The organism is Pseudomonas sp. 67(2021) (assembly GCF_017491835.1).
In the GTDB taxonomy this organism is placed as follows: domain Bacteria; phylum Pseudomonadota; class Gammaproteobacteria; order Pseudomonadales; family Pseudomonadaceae; genus Aquipseudomonas; species Aquipseudomonas atacamensis.
The window spans coordinates 38,703-62,495 of the sequence record NZ_JAFGYL010000015.1 but is presented as its reverse complement, the minus strand read 5'-3'; the positions used below and the strand labels follow the sequence as shown (position 1 = coordinate 62,495).

Here is a 23,793-nt window from a genome sequence, read left to right as displayed (position 1 = left end):
TGCAGACACCACTGTGGGAGCGAGCCTGCTCGCGAAGGCGGAGTCACATTCAACAACTTCGTTGAATGACAGACCGCTTTCGCGAGCAGGCTCGCTCCCACAGGGTTTGGTGTTGGGTCAGCTGATGCTGATCAGTCAGACAGGCCGAGGATATCGCGAGCCACTGCCTCGGCAATGCGAATCCCGTCGACACCCGCCGAGAGAATTCCGCCGGCATAGCCCGCGCCTTCACCGGCCGGGAACAGGCCTTTGACGTTCATGCTCTGCAGCGACTCGTTGCGGGTGATGCGCAGCGGCGATGAAGTGCGAGTCTCAATTCCGGTCAGCACGGCGTCGTGCAGGGAATAACCGCGAATCTGCTTCTCGAACGCCGGCAAGGCTTCACGGATCGCCTCAATGGCAAAATCCGGCAATGCCAAGGCCAGATCGCCCAGCGCCACGCCCGGCTTGTACGACGGCTCGACTTCGCCCAGCTCGGTCGACGGCTTGCCGTTGATAAAGTCGCCAACCAGTTGCGCGGGAGCCTTGTAGTCACTGCCGCCAAGGATGAACGCGTGGGATTCCAGGCGCTCCTGCAACTCGATACCGGCGAGCGGGCCGCCCGGATAATCGACTTCCGGGGTAATGCCGACGACGATGCCGGAGTTGGCATTACGCTCGTTACGCGAGTACTGGCTCATGCCATTGGTGACCACGCGATTCGGTTCCGACGTCGCCGCGACCACAGTGCCGCCCGGGCACATGCAGAAGCTGTAGACCGAACGCCCGTTCTTGGCGTGGTGCACCAGTTTGTAATCGGCAGCGCCAAGTTTCGGGTGGCCGGCGTATTTGCCCAGACGCGCGCGGTCGATCAGCGACTGCGGATGTTCGATGCGGAAACCCACCGAGAATGGCTTGGCTTCCATGAACACGCCACGGCTGTGGAGCATGCGGAAGGTGTCGCGGGCGCTGTGACCGAGGGCCAGAACCACGTGTCTGGAATGCAGGGTTTCGCCGCTGGCCAGTTGCACGCCGACCAGTTGGCCGTCTTCGATCAGCACGTCGCTGACGCGCTCCTGGAAGCGCACTTCACCGCCCAGTTCGCGGATCTGCTCGCGCATGTTTTCGACCATGCCGGTCAGGCGGAACGTACCGATGTGCGGCTTGCTGACGTAGAGGATTTCTTCCGGCGCGCCGGCCTTGACGAACTCGTGCAGGACTTTACGACCGAGGAATTTCGGGTCCTTGATCTGGCTGTACAGCTTGCCGTCGGAGAACGTCCCCGCGCCGCCTTCGCCAAACTGTACGTTGGACTCGGGATTGAGCACGCTTTTGCGCCACAGGCCCCAGGTGTCCTTGGTGCGCTGACGGACTTCAGTGCCGCGTTCGAGAATGATCGGTTTGAAGCCCATCTGCGCCAGCAGCAGGCCGGCGAAGATGCCGCACGGGCCGAAACCGACGACGATCGGCCGCTGGCCGAGATCGCTCGGTGCCTGGCCGACGAACTTGTAGCTGACATCCGGCGCCACGTTGACATTACGGTCGTCGGCGAACTTGCCCAACACTCTGGCCTCGTCGCGTACGTTGAGGTCGATGGTGTAGATGAAGCACAGTTCGGAGGACTTTTTACGCGCGTCATAGCTGCGCTTGAACAAGGTGAAATCGAGCAGATCATCGCTGGCGATGCCCAGGCGTTGCACGATGGCGGTGCGCAGGTCTTCTTCGGGATGGTCGATTGGCAGCTTGAGTTCAGTGATTCGTAACATGGCGGGGATCCGGATTCGCGGGGCGCACAACTGCGCCAGGGCGTTTGAAGGCGGCGATTATAAGCCGCCGCGAGCGGATCCGTGGGGGAAAAACGATCAGTCGTTGCGTGCGCCGCCGAAATAGCCGCAGCCGCGCTGGACCTGCCCGTCGATGCGCAACTCGGCGCTCATGTGCTGCACGCTGCCGGTGCTGCTGTCGACGCAGCGCTGTGGCGCGACCCACAATTCGATGCGCTGGTTGTTGGCTTCGCTGCTGAGATTGAAGCGGCCGTCGCCCAGTTGCTCTTCCACATACGGCACGGCCAGCGGCGGCTGGCCGTCGCGCTCGATGACCATGCCTTTGCCGCTGACCTTCACATTCCACTCCGGGCCATGGCCGGCGGCGCGCAGGATCAGCAGTTTGAAATTCGGGTCGTCGCAGGCCGTGCCCGAGCGCTCGACGCGATATAACTGGCCGAGGTCGAGGCGGTCGCCGGAGACCTTGCCGCGCACATCGGCAAACAGCTTGCCCTGCTCGTCGGCGAGGGTGGCGGCTTCTTGCAGGACACTGGTGCCGCCGATGTCGTTGACCACCAGTTGCCGCTGCTCCTGGCACGGCTGAAACACCAGTTTGCCGTCGGCGGCGGTCAGTTGCCCCTGCATCCGCGTCTGCCCGGCATGGGACACACTTTCACGCGGGCCGTCGAACAACTGGCAGGCGGCAAACATCGGCAGCAGGGCAACGAGGACGATCGAACGGGCAACACGCATCTTTGGCTCTCCAGACAAGTGCTGCCACGTTACGCAGCCTGACCGTTCATCACAAGGGCCTTAACCGACGTGAAACGTCTGACCGGTTTGCAGGCCTTCGACACTTTTCGCGTAGGCCAATGCCACTTCCGCTGCAGGAACCGGCTTGAAGCCACGGAAGTAGGGCGCGTATTTGCCCAGGGCTTCGGTCAGCACGGTCGGGCTCACCGAGTTTACCCGCAGGCCACGCGGCAGTTCGATGGCGGCGGCGCGGACGAAGCTGTCGAGGGCGCCGTTGACCAGCGCTGCCGAGGCGCCGCTGCGAATCGGGTCGTGGCTGAGCACGCCGGTGGTGAAGGTGAACGAGGCGCCATCATTGGCGAACTCGCGGCCGATCAGCAGCAGATTGACCTGGCCCATCAACTTGTCTTTCAGGCCGAGGGCGAAGCTGTCCCCAGTCATCTCGTCCAGCGCTGCAAACGTCACGTTGCCCGCCGCGCAGATCAACGCATCGAACTTGCCGGTCTGTTCGAACAGCTTGCGGATCGACGCGCTGTCGCTGATATTCACTTGCAAGTCACCGCTGTTGCGGCCGATACGAATGACCTCGTGGCGTTGCGACAACTCTTTGTCCACCGCCGAACCGATGGTGCCGCCGGCGCCTATCAACAGAATTTTCATCGAGCTGTACCTCATGTGTGTGAATGAGGTTTCAGTCTAGAGTGGTTTTTTCTGCGGATAAGCGCACTAATAGGCAACCTTTGGTTTTCAAATGGAAACAATCCATGAGCGAAATGGATGACCTTGCCGCGTTTGCCGTGCTGATCGAAGCCGGCAGTTTTACCCTGGCCGCGCAGCAGTTGGGCTGCAGCAAGGGCCAACTCTCCAAGCGCATCAGCCAGCTCGAAGCGCAATTCAGTGTGGTGCTGCTGCAACGCACGACCCGGCGCTTGAGCCTGACGGCGGCGGGGGCGGCGCTGCTGCCGCAGGCTCAGGCGCTGGTGGTCCAGGTCGAACGCGCACGGCAGGCGTTGGCGCGGTTGAAGGACGACATGGCCGGCCCGGTGCGCATGACGGTTCCGGTGTCGCTCGGCGAGACCTTCTTCGATGGCTTGCTGCTGGAGTTTTCCGGGCAATACCCCGAGGTGCAGATTGAGCTGGAGCTGGACAACAGCTATCGCGATCTGGCCCGCGATGGCTTTGATCTGGCGATTCGTGCCGAAGTGGCCAATGACGATCGGCTGGTGGCCAAGCCGCTGTTGGCGTGGCACGAAATGACCTGCGCCAGCCCGGCCTACCTCGAGCGCTTCGGCGAGCCAGCGACGCCGCATGCCTTGGCCGAGCATCGTTGTCTGCTCAACAGCCATTACAGCGGCCGCGAAGAATGGCTGTATCACCAGCAGCACGAGTTGTTGCGGGTACGGGTCTCGGGTCCGTTTGCCAGCAATCACTACAGCCTGTTGAAGAAAGCAGCGCTGTCCGGCGCCGGCATCGCGCGTTTACCGTCGTATCTGCTGCAAGCGGAACTGGCGGACGGCCGCTTGCGCTGGTTGCTGCGCGATTACCAGACCCGACGCATGCCGATGTATCTGGTGCACCCGTATCAGGGTGGATTGCCGAAACGCACGCAGGTGCTCGCGGATTATCTGATGGGCTGGTTCAAGCGCAGTGGCGAAGCGCTGGATCGACTGCAGCGCTGATGTGATTTCCCTGTGGGAGCGAGCCTGCTCGCGAATGCGTCAGTTCAGTCGATACCGATGTTGAATGACACACCGCTTTCGCGAGCAGGCTCGCTCCCACGGGGGTGATTATTTGGCGAAACGGCGCGCGATCATCTGATCGATCGACAACCTGCCCGGCCCGGTCGCCATCAGGTACAGCAACACTGCCGCCCAGGTGCCGTGGGTCGGGTAAGCATCCGGGTAGACAAACAGTTGGATAGTCAACGTCATGCCGAGCAATGCCAGCGCCGAAAACCGTGTGGCGAAGCCGAGCAGGATCAGCAGCGGAAACACATGCTCGGCAAAAGCCGCCAGATGCGCGGCAATTTCCGGCGACAGCAGCGGCAGGTTGTACTCGCTCTGAAACAGCGGAATCGTCGAATCGGCCAAACGTGGCCAGCCCAGTTCAAAGGTGCCGTCAATCAAATCGACGGCCAATCCTTCGACCTTGGTTTGCCCGGATTTCCAGAACACCGCGGCAATGGAGAAACGCGCGATGAAGGCAATCAGGCTGTGCGGGATTTTTTCAAACAGCGCGATGACGCGCAGGATAAAAGCCTTCATGGCAACTCCTTGTAATTCAGCTGCGTGATCGCGTTATGCGCAATCAGTAAGGCGAGGGTTTGGGCGAGATCGAACGGCGGGCTGTTTTCTGCCGCCGCGAGCAGTGGCGAGCCCTGGAGCAGATGACGAAGGAACACGCTCGCACCTGGTTCAAGCGCAAACACCTCAACGTCGAGACCATTGCGCAGCACCAGAGCGTGCTGGCCTTGATTCAGGCCAATGCCCGCCAGAGTTGGCTCCTGCTGATGCGCGGCCCAGATCGCGACAACGGCGTAGGCTGAGTCGAGCAGGTGCAGCGAGGGATGCAGTTCGAAACACAGCTCAGTCAGCGACTGCGGATCGGCCAGCGCGGCACTGACTTGTTCAGGCCGTATCGGCTGCGCATCAGCGGCGTGGTAGGCGACAGTGCGCAGATGCTCAAGGCGCGCAACATCAGCGACATAAGGCACGCCGGCGATGGGTTCAAACTCTGCGATGAAGTCGGCGAAGTCTTCGCCATAGCGGCTCATCAACGGACTGTGTGGCGGCTGACTCTGGACGAAAATCGCTGCCATGGCGCGGAAGAACTCCTCGCCGACCAATTGCAGCACCACCGGATAGCTGTCGGCCAGGGCATTGATCAACGAGCTCTGCACGTTGTTGCGATACACCGCAAAACGTCGCGACGGATCGGCGCCGTTGCGGCTGCACAGGCCCTTGGGATACGGCAGTTGCGCATTGAGCAGGGCGGCGGCGAAGTCCGCTTGCGTGCTCATGCCGCACACTCCGCGCGGCGCAACAGCGTCTCGGCTTGCTGCGCTTCGGCGAGCAAAACGTCGAAGGCCGGCACCTGGTTATCGCGTTCGATCAGCGTCGCTACCGGGCCGATACGTTGCAGCACTTGCCGGTACAGATCCCAGACGGACTGATCAATAGGCGCGCCGTGATCGTCAATCAGCAAGCGATCGCCGAGGTTGTCGCAATCTTCAGCGAAGCCGGCCAGATGAATCTCGCCGACCGCGTGCAGCGGTAACGCATCGAGGTAGGCCAAAGGATCGCGCTGATGATTGATGCACGACACGTAGACATTATTGACGTCGAGCAACAAGCCGCAGCCGCTGCGGCGGATCACTTCGGCGATGAACTCGGCCTCGTCGATCGTCGAGTGCGCAAATCCCAGATAGGTCGCCGGGTTCTCCAACAGCATCGGTCGTTTCAGAGTGTTCTGCACCTGGTCGATGTGCGCACACACGCGGTTCAGTGTCGGCGTGTCGTAAGCCAGTGGCAGCAGGTCATTGAGGAACACCGGGCCGTGGCTCGACCACGCCAGATGTTCGGAAAAAGCTTGCGGTTGATAGCGCTCGATCAGCTCGGCGAGGCGGTTGAGGTGCTGGCTGTCCAGCGGGCCTTCGCCACCGATCGACAGGCCCACGCCGTGCAATGACAGCGGGTACTGTTGGCGAATCAGACCGAGGAAATGATGAAACGGGCCGCCGGCCACCATGTAGTTTTCGGCGTGGACTTCGAAGAAACCGAGGTCCGGTACGGAGCCGAGCACTTCGAGGAAGTGCCCGGTCTTGAGCCCCAGCCCGGCGCGGGCAGGGAGCTCGGTGCGAGCTGCCTGAGTGCGCGGCAGGGACGGTTCGTGATGACTGAACATGGGCGTCACTCAGGCAGGCCGTGGATCAGGACTTGGCTTTGAAGGCTTCGAGCTGACCGAAGCCGGTCGGCGAGGTTTTGCTTTCGGTGGTGGCGCAGGTGCCTTTCGGAACGAGCTTCCAGGCGTTGGCCTGGTAGTCCATTTTCGCCGTGCCGGCGCAGGTAGTCCCGGCACCTGCGGCGCAATCGTTCTTACCCTTCATGGCCACGCCGAAGCATTTTTCCATGTTGGCATCGGCGGCATGGGCGGTGGAGACAGTGGCGATGCTCAGAGCGGAACCGAGGGCCAGAACCAGGGCGGTAGCGGACAGGGTACGGGTAGTCGCAGTCATGATGTTTCTCCAGTTTTTATCAGGGTTTCTGCAAGCGGTTTGCGCTTGCTTGTCCCTCTAGAGAACGGGTGGGGGGATGCGTTACAGGCGGGGCGAGAAATTTATAAAAAATTTCGGATTCAGCTGTATCCCTGTGGGAGCGAGCCTGCTCGCGAAGGCGGTTTGTCAGGCACCCATAATGTTGAATGACAGAGCGCTTCGCGAGCAGGCTCGCTCCCACAGGATTACCTTGGTGGTGCTCAGGAAACAAAAAACGGCCCGAAGGCCGTTTTTTTGTGCAGCGATAACACTCAACCGCCGAGGTACGCCTCGCGTACTTTCGGATCGGTCAGCAGCGCTTCACCGGTGCCTTGCATGACCACGCGGCCGTTCTCCAGAACGTAGGCGCGGTCAGCGATTTTCAGCGCCTGGTTGGCGTTCTGCTCGACCAGGAACACCGTCACACCGTCCTTGCGCAGCTGTTCGATGATGTCGAAGATCTGCTGGATGATGATCGGCGCCAGGCCCAGCGATGGCTCGTCGAGCAGCAGCAGCTTGGGCTTGCTCATCAGCGCGCGGCCGATGGCGAGCATTTGCTGTTCGCCGCCGGACATGGTGCCGCCGCGCTGGTTGAAGCGCTCTTTCAAGCGTGGGAAAAGTCCGAGAACCTTGTCCATCTGTTCCTGATAGTCGCCCTTGTCGGTGAAAAATCCGCCCATCGACAGGTTTTCTTCAACGGTCAGACGGGCAAACACCCGACGCCCTTCCGGGACCACGGCGATGCTCTTGCGCATGATCTGCGACGAGTCCTGGCCGACCAGTTCCTCACCCATGTAGCGGATGCTGCCGCTGTGGGCCTGCGGCGAACCGCACAGCGTCATCAGCAGCGTGGATTTGCCGGCACCGTTGGCGCCGATCAGCGTCACGATTTCGCCCTGACGGACTTCGACGTTGACGCTGTGCAAGGCCTGGATCTTGCCGTAGAAGGTGGAAACGTTTTCGAACTGCAGCATTTACGCTTCCCCCAGGTAGGCTTTGATCACTTCAGGATTGTCGCGGATCTGTTCCGGCGTGCCGTCGGCCAACGGTGTGCCCTGGTTGATCACGACGATGTGGTCGGAAATGCTCATGACCAGTTTCATGTCGTGTTCGATCAGCAGCACGGTGACGTTGTGCTCTTCGCGCAACACACCGATCAGCGCCTTGAGGTCTTCGGTTTCCTTCGGGTTCAGGCCGGCGGCTGGTTCGTCGAGCATGAGAATCCGCGGACGGGTCATCATGCAGCGGGCGATTTCCAGACGCCGTTGCTGGCCGTAGGCGAGGGTGCCGGCGGTGCGGTTGGCGAACTCTTTGAGGTTGACCTTTTCCAGCCAGTACTCGGCAAATTCCATCGCCTCGCGCTCGCTTTTGCGGAACGCCGGGGTCTTGAACAGGCCGGACAGGAAGTTGGTGTTCAAGTGACGGTGCTGGGCGATCAACAGGTTCTCGACGGCAGTCATGTCCTTGAACAAACGCACGTTCTGGAAGGTACGCACCACGCCTTTGAGGGCGATCTTGTGGCCCGGCAGGCCCTGGATCGGCTCGCCGTCGAGCAGGATGCTGCCGCCGGTAGGCTGATAGAAGCCGGTCAGGCAGTTGAACACGGTGGTCTTGCCGGCGCCGTTCGGGCCGATCAGTGCAACTACCTGTTTTTCCTTGACGGTCAGCGCCACGCCGTTGACCGCGAGCAAGCCGCCGAAGCGCATGCTCAGATTTTCGACTTTAAGGATCTCGCGGCTCATTTGCGCAACTCCATGTGTGGGCGTTGCATCGGCAGCAGACCTTGTGGACGCCAGATCATCATCAGCACCATCAGCGCACCGAACATCAACATGCGGTATTCGCTGAACTCACGCATCATTTCCGGCAACAGGATCATCACGATCGCCGCCAGAATCACGCCCAGTTGCGAGCCCATGCCACCCAATACGACGATGGCGAGGATGATCGCCGACTCGATGAAGGTGAACGACTCGGGCGTCACCAGGCCCTGACGCGCGGCGAAGAAGCTGCCGGCGAAACCGGCGAACGCAGCACCGAGGGTGAACGCGGAGAGCTTGATCACGGTCGGGTTCAGGCCCAGCGCACGGCAGGCGATTTCGTCTTCACGCAGTGCTTCCCACGCACGGCCGATCGGCATGCGCAGCAGACGGTTGATCACGAACAGCGCGGCCAGTGCGAGCAACAGCGCAACCAGGTAAAGGAAGATCACCTTGTTGATCGAGTTGTATTGCAGGCCGAAATACTCGTGGAACGTCTGCAGGCCTTCGGCGGCTTTGCGCTCGAAGGTCAGACCGAAGAACGTCGGTTTCTCGATGTTGCTGATGCCGTTCGGGCCACCGGTGATGTCGGTCAGGTTACGCAGGAACAGACGGATGATCTCGCCGAAACCCAAGGTCACGATCGCCAGATAGTCGCCGCGCAGACGCAACACCGGGAAGCCCAGCAGGAAGCCGAACGTCGCCGCCATCAGGCCGGCAATCGGCAGGCAGATCCAGAAGCTCAAGCCGTAGTAATGCGACAGCAGCGCGTAGCTGTAGGCGCCGACGGCGTAGAAACCGACGTACCCCAGATCAAGCAGACCGGCCAGACCGACAACGATGTTCAGGCCCAGGCCGAGCATCACGTAGATCAGGATCAGCGTTGCGATATCCACCGCGCCACGGGAGCCGAAGAACGGCCAGACCAGGGCGATCAGAATCAGCGCAATGATGAAATAGCGCTGGGTGGTTGGCAGGGTCAGGAAGTTGCTGGCCTTGGCCGGGATCAACGGCATGCCCGGCGAGGAGCGCCAGGCCTTGCTGATCTGCTGGTTGAACAGCACGCGCAGGAACATCAGCACCGAGCAGATCGCGATGGTCGCGAGTACCGCAGGGCTGGTGTTGTGCACTTCCAGATTGATGCCGACGATGGTCAGTTTCAGACCCAGTACCGGGTAGGCCACCGCCCACACCAGCAAGGCACTGAACAGTGCCTGTTTAAGATTCCTAGTCATACTTTCTCAACCTCCGGACGGCCCAGAATGCCGGTCGGACGGAACAACAGCACCAGAACCAGCAGGCCGAACGCAACGACGTCCTTGTACTGGTCGCCGAAGATATCGGCACCGAACGCTTCCGCTACACCGAGCACCAGGCCGCCGAGCATGGCCCCGGGGATGCTGCCGATGCCGCCCAGTACCGCAGCGGTGAAGGCCTTGAGGCCGACGAGGAAACCGGCGTTGGGGTTGATCACGCCGTATTGCATGCTCAGCAGCACTGCGGCAACGGCGGCCAGCGAAGCACCGATGACGAAGGTCAGGGCGATGATGTTGTTGGTGTTGATGCCGAGCAGGTTGGCCATCTTGATGTCCTCGGCACAGGCGCGGCAGGCGCGGCCCAGACGGGAACGGGAGATGAACAGGGTCAGGCCGAGCATGGCGATCAGGGTCACCACGAACACCACGATCTGCATGTAGGAAATCAGCACTTCTTGTGCGCCACCCGGACCGAAGGCGAAGTTGCCCGGGATCAGGTTGGGGATAGCTTTGTCCTTGGAGTCTTGCGCCAGCAGAACGGTGTTCTGCAGGAAGATCGACATACCGATGGCAGAAATCAGCGGGATCAGACGGTTGCTGCCGCGCAGGGGGCGGTAGGCGATCCGTTCGATGCTGTAACCGTAGGAACTGGTGACGACGATGCTGGCGATGAACGCCGCGGTCATCAACAGCGGGACACTGTCGAGTCCCATCATGGTCAGCCCGGCGATGGCGATGAAGGCCACGTAGGAACCGATCATGTACACCTCGCCGTGGGCGAAGTTGATCATTCCAATGATGCCGTAGACCATCGTGTAGCCGATGGCGATCAGGGCATACATGCTGCCAACGTTGAGGCCGTTAACCAGCTGTTGGAAGAAGTGATAGAGGTCAGGCATTACAGCGCTCCTAAAAACCTGTACGCATTTCACTGGTGGAGTCATTTTCCCGCCCGGCCCCGTGGATCTCTATCCACTTCGAATCCGGGTTTTGCCAGCGAACCGCTGATGACGGTTTTGAGATTTTCAGGTGGGTCGACTGGCGGATCACGCCAGCGCGGCCCATACATTCGCAAAACAAAGCCCACGGCACGCCGTGGGCTTTATTGGCAGTCAGTCGGGCAAGGCCTTACTGAGGCGAAACTTCGGTTTTAGGTTTGCCGTTGTGCCACTCGTACACGACAAATTTGAAGTCCTTCAGGTCGCCCTTGTCGTCGAAGCTCAGGTCGCCGGTCGGGGTCTTGAACGAACCGGCGTGGATGGCTTCAGCCACTTTGGTAGCGTCTTCGGACTTGGCCGCCTTGATGCCTTCGGCAATCACGGTCACTGCCGAGTAGGACGGGAACACGAACGGACCGCTCGGATCTTCCTTCTTGGCTTTGAACGCGTCAGCCAGGGCAACGTTGGCCGGATCCTGGTCGAAGGATTTCGGCAGGGTCACCAGCAGGCCTTCGGACGCGTCCTTGGCGATCTGGGTGATCGAGTCGTTACCCACGCCTTCCGGACCCATGAAGCGGGCTTTCAGGCCTTTTTCCTGAGCCTGGCGCAGGATCAGGCCCAGCTCCGGGTGGTAGCCGCCGTAGTAGACGAAGTCGACGCCGGCTTGCTTGAGCTTGGCGATGATGGCGGAGAAGTCCTTGTCGCCGGCGTTGACGCCTTCGAAGACAGCAACCTTGGTGCCTTTCTTCTCGAGGGTCGATTTCACCGCGGTGGCGATGCCTTCACCGTACTGCTGTTTGTCGTGCAGCACGCCAACCACTTTCGGTTTCACGTGATCGGCGATGTAGTTGCCGGCGGCAGGGCCCTGGGCGCTGTCGAGACCGATGGTGCGGAAGATCATTTTGTAGCCACGGGCGGTGATGTCCGGGCTGGTGGCAGCCGGGGTGATCATGATCACGCCTTCGTCTTCGTAGATGTCCGAAGCTGGCTGGGTGGAGCTGGAGCACAGGTGACCGACCACGAACTTGACGCCGTCGTTGACGACCTTGTTCGCTACCGCTACCGCTTGTTTTGGATCGCAGGCATCGTCGTATTCAACGGCTTCGAGTTTCTTGCCGTCGACGCCGCCCTTGGCGTTGATCTGCTCGATGGCCATTTTCGCGCCACTGAACTGCATGTCGCCGTACTGGGCTACTGGACCGGTTTTTGGACCGGCGATACCGATTTTGATGGTGTCAGCTGCGAACGAATGGCTGGCAACCCCGGCCAGAACCATAGCGGCAAACAGTTTGGAAATCTGCTTAGTAGCCTTAGTCATAGTGCTCCACTCTTACTGTTGTATTTTTTAGAGTTCTGGCGCCGTAGCAGCAGAACCGGGTCAGATATCTTTGCGATACCCTCCGGAAAATGCCCCGGCAACTGTACCGGTACAGTGTAGAGCGCCGCTTGATCAACTGGGAAGCGGGCGCCACGGGGCAAAACTTGGGGGTGTCGCATTTTTGAATGAAAGAGACAGAATTGCGGCGGGGCAATCGGGGGCATATATCCCAAAAGGCAGCATTCCCTGGCGTTCCTGCTCTTTTCGTTCGGTGAAGCGATTTGCAACCGGGTTTTTCTGACGGACCACCGACGTTATCATTCGCGTCGATTTCTTTTCCGGACAGCTCCCATGAATCAAGAACCTAGCACCCTCTATGCCAAGCTGCTTGGTGAAACGGCATCTATTACCTGGAAAGAGCTGGAGCCGTTCTTCGCCAAGGGTGCCCTATTGTGGGTCGACCCTGACCTCGATTTGATCGCCGCCGCCGAGGCCGTGGCTTCGGATGAAGGCGAGAAAGTCGCGGCCTGGCTGGCCGACGACAAGGTCGCCAAGCTGTCTGAAACGCGGGCACTGGATATTTTCGAACGTGATCCGCAGCTGTGGGCCGTGGTGGTTTCGCCGTGGATTCTGATCCAGGAAAGGGCGGCCGTTTAATTGCTCGCACTCTTTTGGTGCCTCGACTGCCGCGCCGCAAGCGTGTAGCGGAGTAGCGTGATGGCACCTTGCCGTGGAGAAATGCCACGCCTCACGGTGACGTAAACGTAACGGGAACAGCTTCTAGAGCGGCCTGAGGGTCGCTTAATTGTTTCTGGATGTTGGGAGGCCTGAGATTTTCGGCGAATTAGCCGGCCCCTTCGCGAGCAAGCTCGCTCCCACAGGGCAATGTATTCCAAATGTGGGAGCGAGCTTGCTCGCGAAGGGGGTTACTCGGTTTTGATCAGACCGAGTAAGTCTTCCCGGTATGGTTATTCAGCGAAATCACCTTGGTCTTGCCAATCCGGTGGCGGTAGATCTCGCGCAGGTACTTGATCGACTTCTTCACGCAATCACGCGACAGGCGAATGTCATTGATCGAGACGAACTTGTCCTTGTCGTTGATCAGCTCACGGTATTTCTTTTCGTACATCGGTTTGATCGCGTACCAGTTGGTATCGAGGATCTTCGCCGGGTTTTCGAATTCGTTGAGCAGGTCGTCGATCCGCTCTTCGTCGAAGTCTTCCTGAATGATGAAGTCGAGAATCGAGTTATCCAGCGTCTCGTCGAAACGGTACGGATTCTTCGCAAAGCAGCGCTTGATGAACGCCACGATCAAGGTCAGGAAATCGTCCGACAGGCACGGGCTTTTGGCGATCAGGGTGGTCAGCGACAGGTTGGCCGAAGCGCCGATCACCAGCGCGTAGCGCTTGAGTGTGGTGTTGGGGAACAGGCTGTTGAGGTGGGTCTTCAACCGGTTCAGGTCCATGTACGACAGCTTGTAGTCTTTCGGCAGCGAGACGATCGACACCACCGACGAGCAGTTCTTGAAGAAGTGCAGGTCGTGCAGCGCTGCCGCGTCGTAACCGGAGTTCTTGTACTGCTCCAGCGAAGCGCGATAACGCTTGGATTCGATCGGCAGCAGGCTGATGCCTTCGATGGCCTGAGTGACCTTGTTGAAGTGCGGCAGGTCGATCGAGCGGAAGAACAGGTCATCGATGTTCAGGCGCTGCGGCTCTTTATCGAAGACCTTGAACTTGTCGCTGCTCGGCGGCGGGGTTTCCGGTACCACCGATTCGGCGTAGGCAATCGCCACCGGCCCGGCCAGACTCATGAACAGGTCGTTGGCGTCCAGGCGGATGGTTTCGCCGATGTCGATGCCGGCGCGGCGGAAGTAGTTCTGGTCGTAGTCAGTAGTGACTGCCTGCGCCGTCAGAATGTTGAAGATCTGCTGCGAGATGTACTGGTTAGCGTGCTTCTCCATGGCATTGACATCAATGTTCTGGATATTGCCGTCATCGCTCTCTTCGGCGTAACGCATGATGTCGTTGGAGATCAGCATCATCGCGTTCCACGGGCGAATACGCCCCATCACGCTGGCTTCGCTGCTGTCTTCGTTGGCGAAGTTGTAGGAGAAATCCCACTCCTCCGACAGGTATTTGCACAGCAAGCGCCCGGCGTTGATGTGCAGCGCCTCGGACATTTCGCTGCGGTGGTCGGAAATGTTCGGCAGCACGCAGATGCCGCTGGTGAAGATCGGCTCGAACACAAACGAATGGCCGCTCTTGCCGTCATGCTCGTCCATCGGCTTGGTGTCGAAGGTCTTGTTCATGTACGAGTGCTGCTGCGCCAGACCAAACTCCGAGGCCATGCCCGAACCGGTACCGCCGCCGGCACTGAAGATCGAGAAATACAGGCGCGACTGGTTGGCCTTGATCCCGCAGCTGTCGATCAGGTACGAGTGGATCATTTTCCAGTCGGGGCTGGAGAAGCGCTGGGTGTCCTTGTTGAGGATGATCTTCGCCAGGTACTGGCCGAGGATCGGCGCGTTACCGGCGCCACCGGCGTGGACTTCGGACAAGTCCATGATCTTCATTTTGCTGTAGTCGCGCAGGAAGCCGCTTTTCTCGCCCTTGCGCGAGAAACGGATGCGCCCGGCGATGTCCTTGTCGAGGTCGCCGAGCATCACCAGCGGTTCGACCAGAAACACCGGTTTGGTCGATTTGCTGGTGCCGATGCGCAGATTGTTCTTGATCCACTGCGCCGGGCTGTAGCCCTTGTCGGCCAGACGCCGGTCGGTCGGGCGATCTTCGTTGTTGAATTCGTTGAGGTAGAACTTGCGCGCGTTGTACACCAGCTCCGCCACGTCGAGGGCGATGTTGGAGCCGCAGCGACCGAGGCCGATCAGGCACACCGAGGGAAATTCCTGATCGTTGTGCTGCTCGTTGTCGCCTTCCTGATGCGCCGGGCGCGGGAACACCGAATCGCGCAGGCCGTCGAGGTTATCGAGGATGCGGTCGGTGTTGGTTTCGGTGAAGTACAGATATTGCTGCGTCGACAGCGGACGCGAAGGCGGCGTCGGTCTGGATAATGACGCGCTGTTCGCGGCGGGGCTCAGGGTCAGATCGGCTGTTGCACTGGCGGGGTTGTTTTTAGAGGTCATGGTGCGCCATTTACCTGGACTGGGTTGGCCCGCCGAACAGTGCCGGCGAACCTCACGGAATAAGATCTCGCGTCTTGTGTGCGCGAATACGGCCCGGGCGTCGTAGTGCTGGCTGGTCTGATCGCCGGGCGGAATCCTTTCCTGATCGTTGATGAATCGGCCATGATTCGGTGATCTTTAATCGAAAAGAGGCGAAATGATGTCAACGCTACCTTCGTTGGGGTTTGCCGGAATCGGCCTGATGGGCCTGCCGATGTGCCGGCGTCTGCTGGCGGCGGGTTACCCGCTGACAGTGTGGAACCGCAACCCGGACAAGTGTGCACCGCTGGTTGCGGCCGGCGCCCGCCAGGTATCGAGCCCGGCTGACCTGTGCGCACACGCCGACATCGTCATGCTGTGTCTGGCCGACACTGCCGTGGTGCGTGAGGTGGTGTTTGGCGCTGGCGGCGTTGCCGAAGGTGCGAAAAACGGCCAGCTTTTGGTGGATTTCTCCAGTCTTCAACCGACCGCGACTCGCGAGATGGCCGCAGATCTGGCCGAGAAAAGCGGCATGGGCTGGCTTGACTCCCCGGTGTCCGGCGGTGTGGCCGGCGCCGAGGCTGGCAGTCTGGCGATCATGGTCGGTGGTGCAGCGGCAGATCTTGAGCGCGTGCGCCCGGTACTGCTCAGCCTCGGTCAGCGCGTCACGCACATGGGCGGCATCGGTGCCGGCCAGGTGACCAAGGCCTGCAACCAGATGATCGTCGCCTGCAATGCGCTGGTGATTGCCGAAGTGGTGGCGCTGGCCGAGCAGGCCGGGGTTGATGCCAGTCTGATCGCCGAGGCGCTGGCCGGTGGCTTTGCCGATTCCAAGCCCTTGCAAATCCTTGCCCCGCAAATGGCCGAGAGCCGTTTCGAACCGATCAAGTGGCACGTGCGCACGCTGCTCAAGGATCTCGACACGGCGGTGAAATTTTCCCGCGAGCAGGGCTCGGCGACGCCAATCAGCGGATTGGCCGCACAATTGATGCGCCTGCATGGGGCGCAAGGCTTTTTAGCGAAGGATCCAGCGACACTGGTGCAAATGTATCGCGCGCCAGACTCAACGGATTGACCCCGAGCACGGGTTTGCGCTGATTGATTTCATCGAGCACCGCGCGCAATTCGTCCAGCGGCACCGGGCGGCTGAGCAGATAACCCTGAATGAAGTCGCAGCCCGAACGCTCGAGAAACTCGTATTGCTCCAGGCTCTCGACGCCTTCGGTGACCACCTGCAGATGTAGGGTGTGCGCCATGACGATGATCGCCTGGACGATCTCCATGTCCGCCGTGGCGGTGGGGATGTCGAGGATGAACGAGCGGTCGATTTTCAGGGTGTTCAGCGGCAGACGCTTGAGGTAGGCCAGCGACGAATAGCCGGTGCCGAAATCATCGATCGACAGCGACACACCGAGGGCGCGGATCTGCCGCAACAGCACCAGAGTGTTGGCGATGTTGCCCATCAAGGCGTTTTCGGTGACCTCCAGTTCCAGGCGTTCCGGGGCAACGCCCGCCGTGTGCAAGGCGTGCTCAATCTCCTCGGCGAGCTCTTCCCGCGCCAGATTCAGCGGCGAGCAGTTCCAGGCGATTTTCAATTCGGCACAACCATGCCGCGACAGCTCGCCGAGATCCTTGCAGGCGCGGCGCAGCACCCAGTTGTCCAGTTCGGCGATCAGCCCGTTGTTCTCGGCGATACCGATGAAGCGATCCGGTGTGAGCAAACCGTGAACCGGATGCTGCCAGCGAATCAGCGCCTCGAGCTTGGTCACGCGTCCGGTTTTCACTTCGAAGATCGGCTGGTAGTAGAGCATCAGCGCGTTGTCTTGCCGCAGCGCACTGCGCAGTTCCTCTTCCAGTTGCAGCTCGAAACTGGCGCGGGTCTTCAGGCTGGAATTGAAGAAGTGCAGACCGTTGCGCCCGGCGCCCTTGGATTGGTACAAGGCCAGGTCGGCGTGTTTGAGCAGCTCTTCGCAAGTGGTGCCGTCTTCGGGAAACAGGCTGATGCCGATGCTGGTGGTCATCACCATGCGCCGGCCGGCCAGTTCGATCGGCTCTTTCATCTTGTGCATGATGCGCTGCGCCATACCGCGCGCCTCTTCGCGGTCACGCAGGCTGATAAGGATGCAAAACTCGTCGCCGCCGAACCGCGCGACCACGTCTTCATGGCTGCGTACCGAGCTTTTGATGTGCTGGGCGATGACTTTGAGCAGCGCGTCACCGGCGTCATGGCCGAGGCTGTCGTTGATGCGCTTGAAGTGGTCGATGTCGAGAAACATCACCGCGAGCATGCCGCCCTCGCTGGTTTTCTGGCTGAGTTTTTCGGCGAACATCTGGTTGAAACCACGGCGGTTGATCAGGTTGGTCAGCGCGTCGTAATTGGCCGCTTGCTGCAAGGACATGCGCGCCTGATCGAGTTGACTGAGCAAGGCGTTGACCCGGCGCAGGTCGTTTTCCTTGTTCTGCAGTTTCTTGTCGGCGAGGGCGGCGCTGATCGCACTGCCGAGAATCAACAGGATGATCAGCGCCACGGTCAGGCCAAGTTGCAAATGGCCGGTTTCACTGCCGCTCGCTGCCAGGGCACCTTCGGGAAGCACCAGATCCAGCGCAGCCATGCCGGTGAAGTGCATGCTGATGATGCCGGCGCCGAGAATCAGCGCCGCGCTGTACTTGAGCAATTGATGCGCCACGCCACTGCCTTCGCTCAAATAGCGCGCCACCCACAGCGCGGTGAAACTGGCGCCGATGGCAATCAGCACCGACAGCGCGAACAGCCCTGGCTGATAGTAGGCGGTGGCGCTCGACTTCATCGCGGCCATGCCGACGTAATGCATGCCAGCGATGCCCAAACCGATGACACATGCGGTCTTGAGGCAATGCAACGCGCTCGGCTGCACCTCACTGAGGGTATGCATGGCCAGCCAAGAGGCGAGCAGGGCGATCAGCAACGACAAGAGGGTAATGCCGAGGTCGTACTGAATATCGATGGGGGTCTGGAAGGCCAGCATGCCGATGAAGTGCATGGCCCAGATGCCGCCGGCCAGGCAGGTCGCGCCGATCCAGCGCCAGATTCGCCGCGACCCCGGGTCTTCGGCATGCACCAGGCGCTCTGCCATGTCCAGGGTGGCGAAACTCGCAGCGCAGGCGACCAGATAGGCCACCATCACCAGCAAAGGATTGTGGCTGCAATCGAGGAGAATCTGCCCGCTCGCCGGCAGCTCGGCAACAAACTGCAAACCAAGCCACTCCATAGCATGCCCCGTCTCGGATTCATCTGGCCCGTGCGTCAATCAACGCAGGCGAATGAAAGCAGTATAGAGGCGGTTTTCCGGCTGCAAGCCGTAGTGGCACATTGGTGGTAATGATTTTGCCATTAGTCTCATAGCGATTCGCGCTAAGGCTCAGGCAATGCGCTCCAGGGGCAGGTCGTTCCAGTGTGGCGGCAAGGGTGGCAGGCCGTGGGCGGCGCGGGCCTTGTCGCAGTCCGGGTTGTGCTCTCCGTTCTCCCACGACGCCTCGAACTCGCGGCAGGTGCTCGAGCGCTTGTCGTAGATCGTGCAGGCCACAGCGCTGCCGACCTCACCCGCCAGCGACATGCAACGCGCCGGTTTGCGATCGGTGCCGATCATTGCCACCCGGCTCGGAGTGATCTGCGCGACCAGTTCATCGGGCACCGTCCCACCAGCGGATGAGCACTCACCCCAGAAAAAAGACACGCGAAAGTGGGAACAGCAGGCACCGCAATTCAGACACGGACTGGCTTCGGACATGGGCGGGGGTATCAAAGGGGTTGATCGGAAGATCCGGACGGATCCGGCGGCCATTCTAGGCTTTGCCATGCCGTTGGGAAGGGGGGCGCGAAACTATTTTTTTGTCGCCGGATTTTGCCGCAAAAGCCCCGTACGGCGGGGGATTCCAGACTTATCAAGGGCTTACGTTTCGTTACAGTGCGATGGGTCGATATCAGGCTGACGAATGATGACAGACAGCCCCCGCGCGGCTGACTAGATTGCAGGTTCCGGGCTCGACGCGCTGGCAGTGAAGCCCTCATAACAATAAAGAGACGGACCCATGCAGAACTCGACCCAAGCGGCGAATGCCTGGCGCATTCTGTTCCTGCTGTTCCTCGCCAACCTGTTCAATTTCTTCGACCGCACCATCCCGGCGATCATCATCGAACCGATCCGCATGGAATGGCACCTCAGCGACTTTCAGCTGGGCATCATCGGCACTGCGTTCACCATCGTTTACGCGATTGCCGGCCTGCCACTCGGGCGCATGGCTGACACCGGTTCACGCAGCAAACTGATGGGCTGGGGCCTGGCGACCTGGAGTGCGCTGACTGCGGTCAACGGCATGGTCGGCAGTTTCTGGAGTTTCCTCATCGTGCGCATGGGCATCGGCATCGGCGAAGCCAGTTACGCACCAGCGGCCAACTCGCTGATCGGCGATCTGTTCCCGGCGCACCGTCGGGCGCGGGCGATGGGTATTTTCATGCTTGGCCTGCCGCTGGGGCTGCTGCTGGCGTTCTTCACCATCGGCGCAATGGTCAAGGCGTTCGACAGCTGGCGCGCGCCGTTCTTCATCGCTGCCGTGCCGGGGCTGATCCTCGCGGTGTTCATGTTCTTCATCAAAGAGCCGAAACGCGGCGCAGCGGAAACCGTGCAGGTCTCGCAAGAGAAAGTCGACAAACCGATCCGCCGCGTCCTCGCCGTGCCGACCTTCCTGTGGCTGGTGATGGCCGGGCTGTGCTTCAACTTCGCGACCTATGCCTGCAACTCGTTCCTGGTGCCGATGCTGCAGCGCTATTTCCTCATGCCGTTGCAGGAGGCGGCGGTGGCCACCGGCGTGATCGTCGGCGTCACCGGACTGGTCGGGCTGACCCTCGGCGGCTGGATTGCCGACAAGATTCATCAGCGTTTCGCCAGTGGGCGGCTGCTGTTTGCCGCGTTCAGTCTGATCATTTCGACGTTGTGCACAGCCTGGGCGCTGCATGCCGGGCGCATCGAGATCGGTGTGTTCGTCGCGGTGTTCAGCGTCGGCTGGCTGTTCGCGTACAACTTCTATACCTGCGTGTACACGGCGATTCAGGATGTCGTCGAACCACGCCTGCGGGCCACCGCGATGGCGTTGTTTTTCGCCGGTCTGTATTTGCTCGGCGGCGGGTTGGGGCCGGTGGTCGTGGGTGGTCTGTCGGATCACTTCGCGCATACGGCAATGCTGGCCGCAGGGGCTGAGCAGATGACCGAAGCGTTCAAGGCTGTCGGCCTGCACGACGCGATGTACCTGATCCCGGTGGCGCTGTTCCTGACGATGGTCTTTCTGTTTCTGGCATCGCGGTGTTTTGTTCGCGATGCGCAGCGGATGAAGGAGGGATTGGTGGCGGTGGTTGAGCCAGAAATTTCTGCGGCGACTGCCTGACCGTTTTCGCGAGCAGGCTCGCTCCCACATGATCGTTCCCACGCTCTGCGTGGGAATGCCTCAAGGGACGCTCTGCGTTCCAGCTTCGGTAGGGACGCGGAGCGTCCCGGGCTGCATTCCCACGCAGAGCGTGGGAACGATCGGCCCGCATCACTGCGGGCCTCTTGGTTTTCAGCGGTGAAGCGGGGCGGTTAGCCCGCCACCAGCACCCGAATCGCTTCCAGGCGCAGCGCCGCTTTGTCGAGCATCGCCAGACCCTGCTCACGCTGAGTGCGCAACGCCTCCAGTTCGCTGTCGCGCACGGTCGGGTTGACCGCTTGCAACGCGGTCAGGCGCGCCAGTTCTTCGTCGGTGTCGGCGGCCAGACGACGGCGCGCTTCGGCCACACGCTCGGCGTGCCGCGGGGCGATCTTTTCTTCGCCGGCGTTGATCCGTGGCGTCAGCTGATCGCGCTGGGCCTGGATGAACTTGTTGGCGCTGGCACGCGGCACGCTTTCCAGCTGATCGTTGAGGGTTTCGAACGACACCCGTGGCGACAGGTCATTGCCATTGGCATCGAGCAGGCAACGCAGCGCCGCCGGTGGCAGGTAGCGACCCAGCTGCAGCGAGCGCGGTGCGACCACTTCGCTGACGTAGAGCAGTTCCAGCAACACGGTGCCCGGTTTCAGCGCCTTGTTCTTGATCAGCGCGACGGCGGTGTTGCCCATCGAACCGGACAGCACCAGATCCATGCCGCCCTGCACCATCGGGTGTTCCCAAGTGATGAACTGCATATCTTCGCGCGACAGCGCCTGATTGCGGTCGTAGGTGATGGTCACGCCTTCGTCGTCGCCCAGCGGGAAACTGGCGTCGAGCATCTTCTCGCTCGGCTTGAGGATCAGGGCGTTTTCCGAATGGTCTTCGCTGTCGATGCCGAAGGCGTCGAACAGGGTTTCCATGTAGATCGGCAGGGCGAACTGGTCGTCCTGCTCGAGGATCGCTTCTACCAGTGCTTCACCTTCGCCAGCGCCGCCGGAATTCAATTCCAGCAGACGGTCGCGGCCGGTGTGCAGCTCGGCTTCGAGACGCTCACGCTCGGCGCGTGCTTCGTCGATCAGCGCTTGCCACTCGCCGTCATCGGCTTCTTCGAGCAGCGGCAGCAGGCGTGGGCCGAACTGATGCTGCAAGGCGTTGCCGGTCGGGCAGGTGTTGAGGAAGGCGTTGAGCGCTTCGTGGTACCACTGGAACAGGCGCTGTTGCGGGCTGGTTTCCAGGTACGGCACGTGCAGTTCGATGATGTGCTTCTGGCCGATCCGGTCGAGACGGCCGATGCGCTGCTCGAGCAGGTCCGGGTGCGACGGCAGATCGAACAGCACCAAGTGGTGAGCGAACTGGAAGTTGCGACCTTCACTGCCGATTTCCGAGCAGATCAGCACTTGCGCGCCGAACTCTTCATCAGCGAAGTAGGCGGCGGCGCGATCACGCTCGAGGATGTTCATGCCTTCGTGGAACACCGTGGCCGGGATGCCGGAACGCACGCGCAACGCGTCTTCCAGGTCCATCGCGGTTTCGGCGTGGGCGCAGATCACCAGCACTTTGGTGCGCTTGAGCATTTTCAGCTGATCGATCAGCCACTCGACGCGCGGATCGAATTTCCACCAGCGCTGTTCTTCGTCGGCGTCCGGCTGCGCCTGGAAGCTGACTTCCGGGTACAGCTCGGCGTGTTCGCCCAGCGGCAGTTCGAGGTATTCGTCGGGGCACGGCAGCGGATACGGATGCAGTTTGCGCTCCGGGAAACCCTGCACAGCGGCGCGGGTGTTGCGGAACAGCACGCGGCCGGTGCCGTGGCGATCGAGCAGTTCACGCACGAGGCGGGCGCTGGCTTCAGTATCGCCATCGTTGACGGCGGTGAGGAGGGCTTCGCCTTCGTTGCCGAGGAAACCGTGAATGGTCTTGTGCGCTTCGGCGGAGAGACGGCCCTTGTCGAGCAGTTCCTGCACCGCTTCGGCGACCGGGCGATAGTTGTCGCTCTCGGCGCGGAACGCGGCCAGGTCGTGGAAACGGTTCGGGTCGAGCAGGCGCAGACGGGCGAAGTGGCTGTCCTGACCGAGTTGTTCCGGGGTGGCGGTGAGCAGCAGCACGCCGGGGATGACTTCGGCCAGTTGCTCGACCAGCGAATATTCCGCGCTGGCCTTGTCTTCATGCCAGACCAGGTGGTGCGCTTCGTCGACCACCATCAGGTCCCAACCGGCAGCGAACAAGGCGTCCTGTGCCTTCTCGTCATCGACCAGCCACTCCAGCGCGACCAGCGCAAGTTGCGTGTCTTCGAACGGGTTGGTGGCATCGCTTTCGATAAAGCGTTCTTCGTCGAACAGCGCGACCTGCAGATTGAAGCGGCGGCGCATCTCCACCAGCCACTGATGCTGGAGGTTTTCCGGGACCAGGATCAGCACGCGGTTGGCGCGGCCCGAGAGCAGTTGGCGATGGATGACCAGACCGGCTTCGATGGTTTTACCCAGACCTACTTCGTCCGCCAGCAATACGCGCGGGGCGATACGGTCGGCGACTTCGCGGGCGATGTGCAACTGGTGCGCGATCGGTTGCGCACGCACGCCACCCAGGCCCCACAGCGAGGACTGCAACTGGCGGCTGGTGTGTTCAAGAGTGTTGTAGCGCAGGGAGAACCACGGCAGCGGGTCGATCTGCCCGGCGAACAGGCGGTCGCTGGCCAGACGGAACTGAATGAAGTTCGACAGCTGGGTTTCCGGCAGCGTGACGACTTCGTTCTGCCCGTTGAGGCCGTGATAGACCATCAGCCCGTCGACGTCGTCGACCTGCTGCACGGTCATCTTCCAGCCTTCGAAATGGGTGATGGAGTCGCCCGGCGAGAACCGCACGCGGGTCAGGGGCGCATTCCGTAGCGCGTACTGGCGGGTTTCGCCAGTGGCCGGGTAAAGCACGGTCAGCAAGCGGCCGTCCTGTGCCAGAACGGTGCCTAAACCAAGCTCTGCTTCGCTGTCACTGATCCAGCGTTGCCCCGGTTGATACTGCTGCGCCATGCTGCCTGACTCCCACCTTGAAAAAGCGGGCTATCTTAACGGAATGCAGGCTTCAGGGCCAAAGGAATAGGAGCAGCGGCAAGCTTTTAGCTTCGAGCTGCAAGCCGAAGCCGAGGCGTCATGTGTCGCTTTTTTCAAGCGGCAGGGCACCTGTCAGTGTC

The 23,793-nt window shown here is 60.9% G+C and carries 20 protein-coding genes; 4 read left to right on the top strand and 16 right to left on the bottom strand.

From position 1 onward, the window contains the following. Positions 1 to 131: 131 nt before the first annotated feature. The 3 genes from J5M66_RS18410 to J5M66_RS18400 form a co-directional block, all read right to left on the bottom strand. Positions 132 to 1,745 carry an NAD(P)/FAD-dependent oxidoreductase gene (locus J5M66_RS18410; protein ID WP_206420939.1) on the bottom strand — a complete coding sequence of 538 codons (1,614 nt, stop codon included), beginning with the start codon at positions 1,743 to 1,745 and terminating at the stop codon, positions 132 to 134. Between the two features lie 96 nt (positions 1,746 to 1,841). Next, positions 1,842 to 2,495 carry a hypothetical protein gene (locus tag J5M66_RS18405; protein WP_207808271.1) on the bottom strand — a complete coding sequence of 218 codons (654 nt, stop codon included), beginning with the start codon at positions 2,493 to 2,495 and terminating at the stop codon, positions 1,842 to 1,844. A 60-nt stretch (positions 2,496 to 2,555) separates the two neighbouring features. Next, a complete protein-coding gene (locus tag J5M66_RS18400) occupies positions 2,556 to 3,155 on the bottom strand; it encodes a short chain dehydrogenase (RefSeq protein WP_125918054.1) in 600 nt (199 codons plus the stop codon). 104 nt (positions 3,156 to 3,259) lie between these two features. Here J5M66_RS18400 and J5M66_RS18395 point away from each other — a divergent pair, with 104 nt between their 5' ends. Further along, positions 3,260 to 4,174 (top strand): LysR family transcriptional regulator, encoded by a 915-nt coding sequence (locus tag J5M66_RS18395; RefSeq protein ID WP_024011919.1) that lies wholly within the window; start codon positions 3,260 to 3,262, stop codon positions 4,172 to 4,174. Between the two features lie 108 nt (positions 4,175 to 4,282). Here J5M66_RS18395 and J5M66_RS18390 read toward each other — a convergent pair whose 3' ends face one another. From J5M66_RS18390 to J5M66_RS18350, 9 genes are all read right to left on the bottom strand, one after another. Then, positions 4,283 to 4,759: a DoxX family protein gene (locus J5M66_RS18390; RefSeq protein WP_207808272.1), complete on the bottom strand. Its 477-nt coding sequence runs from the start codon at positions 4,757 to 4,759 to the stop codon at positions 4,283 to 4,285. Beyond that, positions 4,756 to 5,514, bottom strand: coding sequence for a DNA-binding domain-containing protein (locus J5M66_RS18385; protein WP_207808273.1), 759 nt, complete (start codon positions 5,512 to 5,514; stop codon positions 4,756 to 4,758). The genes J5M66_RS18390 and J5M66_RS18385 overlap by 4 nt, the downstream gene beginning before the upstream one ends. Beyond that, on the bottom strand, positions 5,511 to 6,398 hold the full coding sequence (locus tag J5M66_RS18380) for a DUF692 domain-containing protein (RefSeq protein WP_207808274.1): 888 nt from the start codon (positions 6,396 to 6,398) through the stop codon (positions 5,511 to 5,513). The genes J5M66_RS18385 and J5M66_RS18380 overlap by 4 nt, the downstream gene beginning before the upstream one ends. 25 nt (positions 6,399 to 6,423) lie before the next feature. Continuing rightward, the gene (locus J5M66_RS18375) at positions 6,424 to 6,729 is read right to left on the bottom strand and encodes a DUF2282 domain-containing protein (protein WP_130901036.1); all 306 of its coding nucleotides are present in this window, start codon (positions 6,727 to 6,729) and stop codon (positions 6,424 to 6,426) included. 290 nt (positions 6,730 to 7,019) lie between these two features. Beyond that, positions 7,020 to 7,721 carry an ABC transporter ATP-binding protein gene (locus J5M66_RS18370; protein ID WP_003222380.1) on the bottom strand — a complete coding sequence of 234 codons (702 nt, stop codon included), beginning with the start codon at positions 7,719 to 7,721 and terminating at the stop codon, positions 7,020 to 7,022. Continuing rightward, a complete protein-coding gene (gene livG, locus J5M66_RS18365; RefSeq protein ID WP_016771357.1) occupies positions 7,722 to 8,489 on the bottom strand; it encodes a high-affinity branched-chain amino acid ABC transporter ATP-binding protein LivG in 768 nt (255 codons plus the stop codon). After that, the gene (locus tag J5M66_RS18360; protein WP_016771356.1) at positions 8,486 to 9,742 is read right to left on the bottom strand and encodes a high-affinity branched-chain amino acid ABC transporter permease LivM; all 1,257 of its coding nucleotides are present in this window, start codon (positions 9,740 to 9,742) and stop codon (positions 8,486 to 8,488) included. Before J5M66_RS18360 ends, livG begins: the two co-directional genes overlap by 4 nt. After that, the gene (livH, locus tag J5M66_RS18355; protein ID WP_207808275.1) at positions 9,739 to 10,662 is read right to left on the bottom strand and encodes a high-affinity branched-chain amino acid ABC transporter permease LivH; all 924 of its coding nucleotides are present in this window, start codon (positions 10,660 to 10,662) and stop codon (positions 9,739 to 9,741) included. Before livH ends, J5M66_RS18360 begins: the two co-directional genes overlap by 4 nt. 229 nt (positions 10,663 to 10,891) lie before the next feature. After that, complete coding sequence (locus J5M66_RS18350; protein WP_016771354.1) at positions 10,892 to 12,019, bottom strand: branched-chain amino acid ABC transporter substrate-binding protein; 1,128 nt, start codon at positions 12,017 to 12,019, stop codon at positions 10,892 to 10,894. Positions 12,020 to 12,370: 351 nt separating this feature from the next. Here J5M66_RS18350 and J5M66_RS18345 point away from each other — a divergent pair, with 351 nt between their 5' ends. Next, complete coding sequence (locus tag J5M66_RS18345; RefSeq protein WP_016771353.1) at positions 12,371 to 12,676, top strand: DUF2288 domain-containing protein; 306 nt, start codon at positions 12,371 to 12,373, stop codon at positions 12,674 to 12,676. 283 nt (positions 12,677 to 12,959) lie between these two features. Here J5M66_RS18345 and J5M66_RS18340 read toward each other — a convergent pair whose 3' ends face one another. Continuing rightward, entirely contained in the window at positions 12,960 to 15,158 is a 2,199-nt protein-coding gene (locus J5M66_RS18340) for a hypothetical protein (RefSeq protein ID WP_076566290.1), read from the bottom strand. Between the two features lie 196 nt (positions 15,159 to 15,354). On the opposite strand from J5M66_RS18340, the gene J5M66_RS18335 reads away from it, so the two are divergent. Next, the gene (locus J5M66_RS18335; protein ID WP_207808276.1) at positions 15,355 to 16,251 is read left to right on the top strand and encodes an NAD(P)-dependent oxidoreductase; all 897 of its coding nucleotides are present in this window, start codon (positions 15,355 to 15,357) and stop codon (positions 16,249 to 16,251) included. Here the strand turns inward: J5M66_RS18335 and J5M66_RS18330 are convergent. Beyond that, the gene (locus J5M66_RS18330; protein ID WP_207808277.1) at positions 16,142 to 18,424 is read right to left on the bottom strand and encodes an EAL domain-containing protein; all 2,283 of its coding nucleotides are present in this window, start codon (positions 18,422 to 18,424) and stop codon (positions 16,142 to 16,144) included. The genes J5M66_RS18335 and J5M66_RS18330 overlap by 110 nt on opposite strands. A 150-nt stretch (positions 18,425 to 18,574) precedes the next feature. Then, on the bottom strand, positions 18,575 to 18,943 hold the full coding sequence (locus J5M66_RS18325; RefSeq protein WP_125925258.1) for a YkgJ family cysteine cluster protein: 369 nt from the start codon (positions 18,941 to 18,943) through the stop codon (positions 18,575 to 18,577). A 301-nt stretch (positions 18,944 to 19,244) separates the two neighbouring features. Between J5M66_RS18325 and J5M66_RS18320 the strand changes: the two genes are divergently transcribed. Further along, entirely contained in the window at positions 19,245 to 20,594 is a 1,350-nt protein-coding gene (locus J5M66_RS18320; protein ID WP_073475856.1) for an MFS transporter, read from the top strand. 191 nt (positions 20,595 to 20,785) lie between these two features. Here the strand turns inward: J5M66_RS18320 and rapA are convergent, their stop codons facing one another. Beyond that, positions 20,786 to 23,632, bottom strand: coding sequence for an RNA polymerase-associated protein RapA (gene rapA / locus J5M66_RS18315; RefSeq protein ID WP_122698354.1), 2,847 nt, complete (start codon positions 23,630 to 23,632; stop codon positions 20,786 to 20,788). Positions 23,633 to 23,793: the final 161 nt, after the last annotated feature.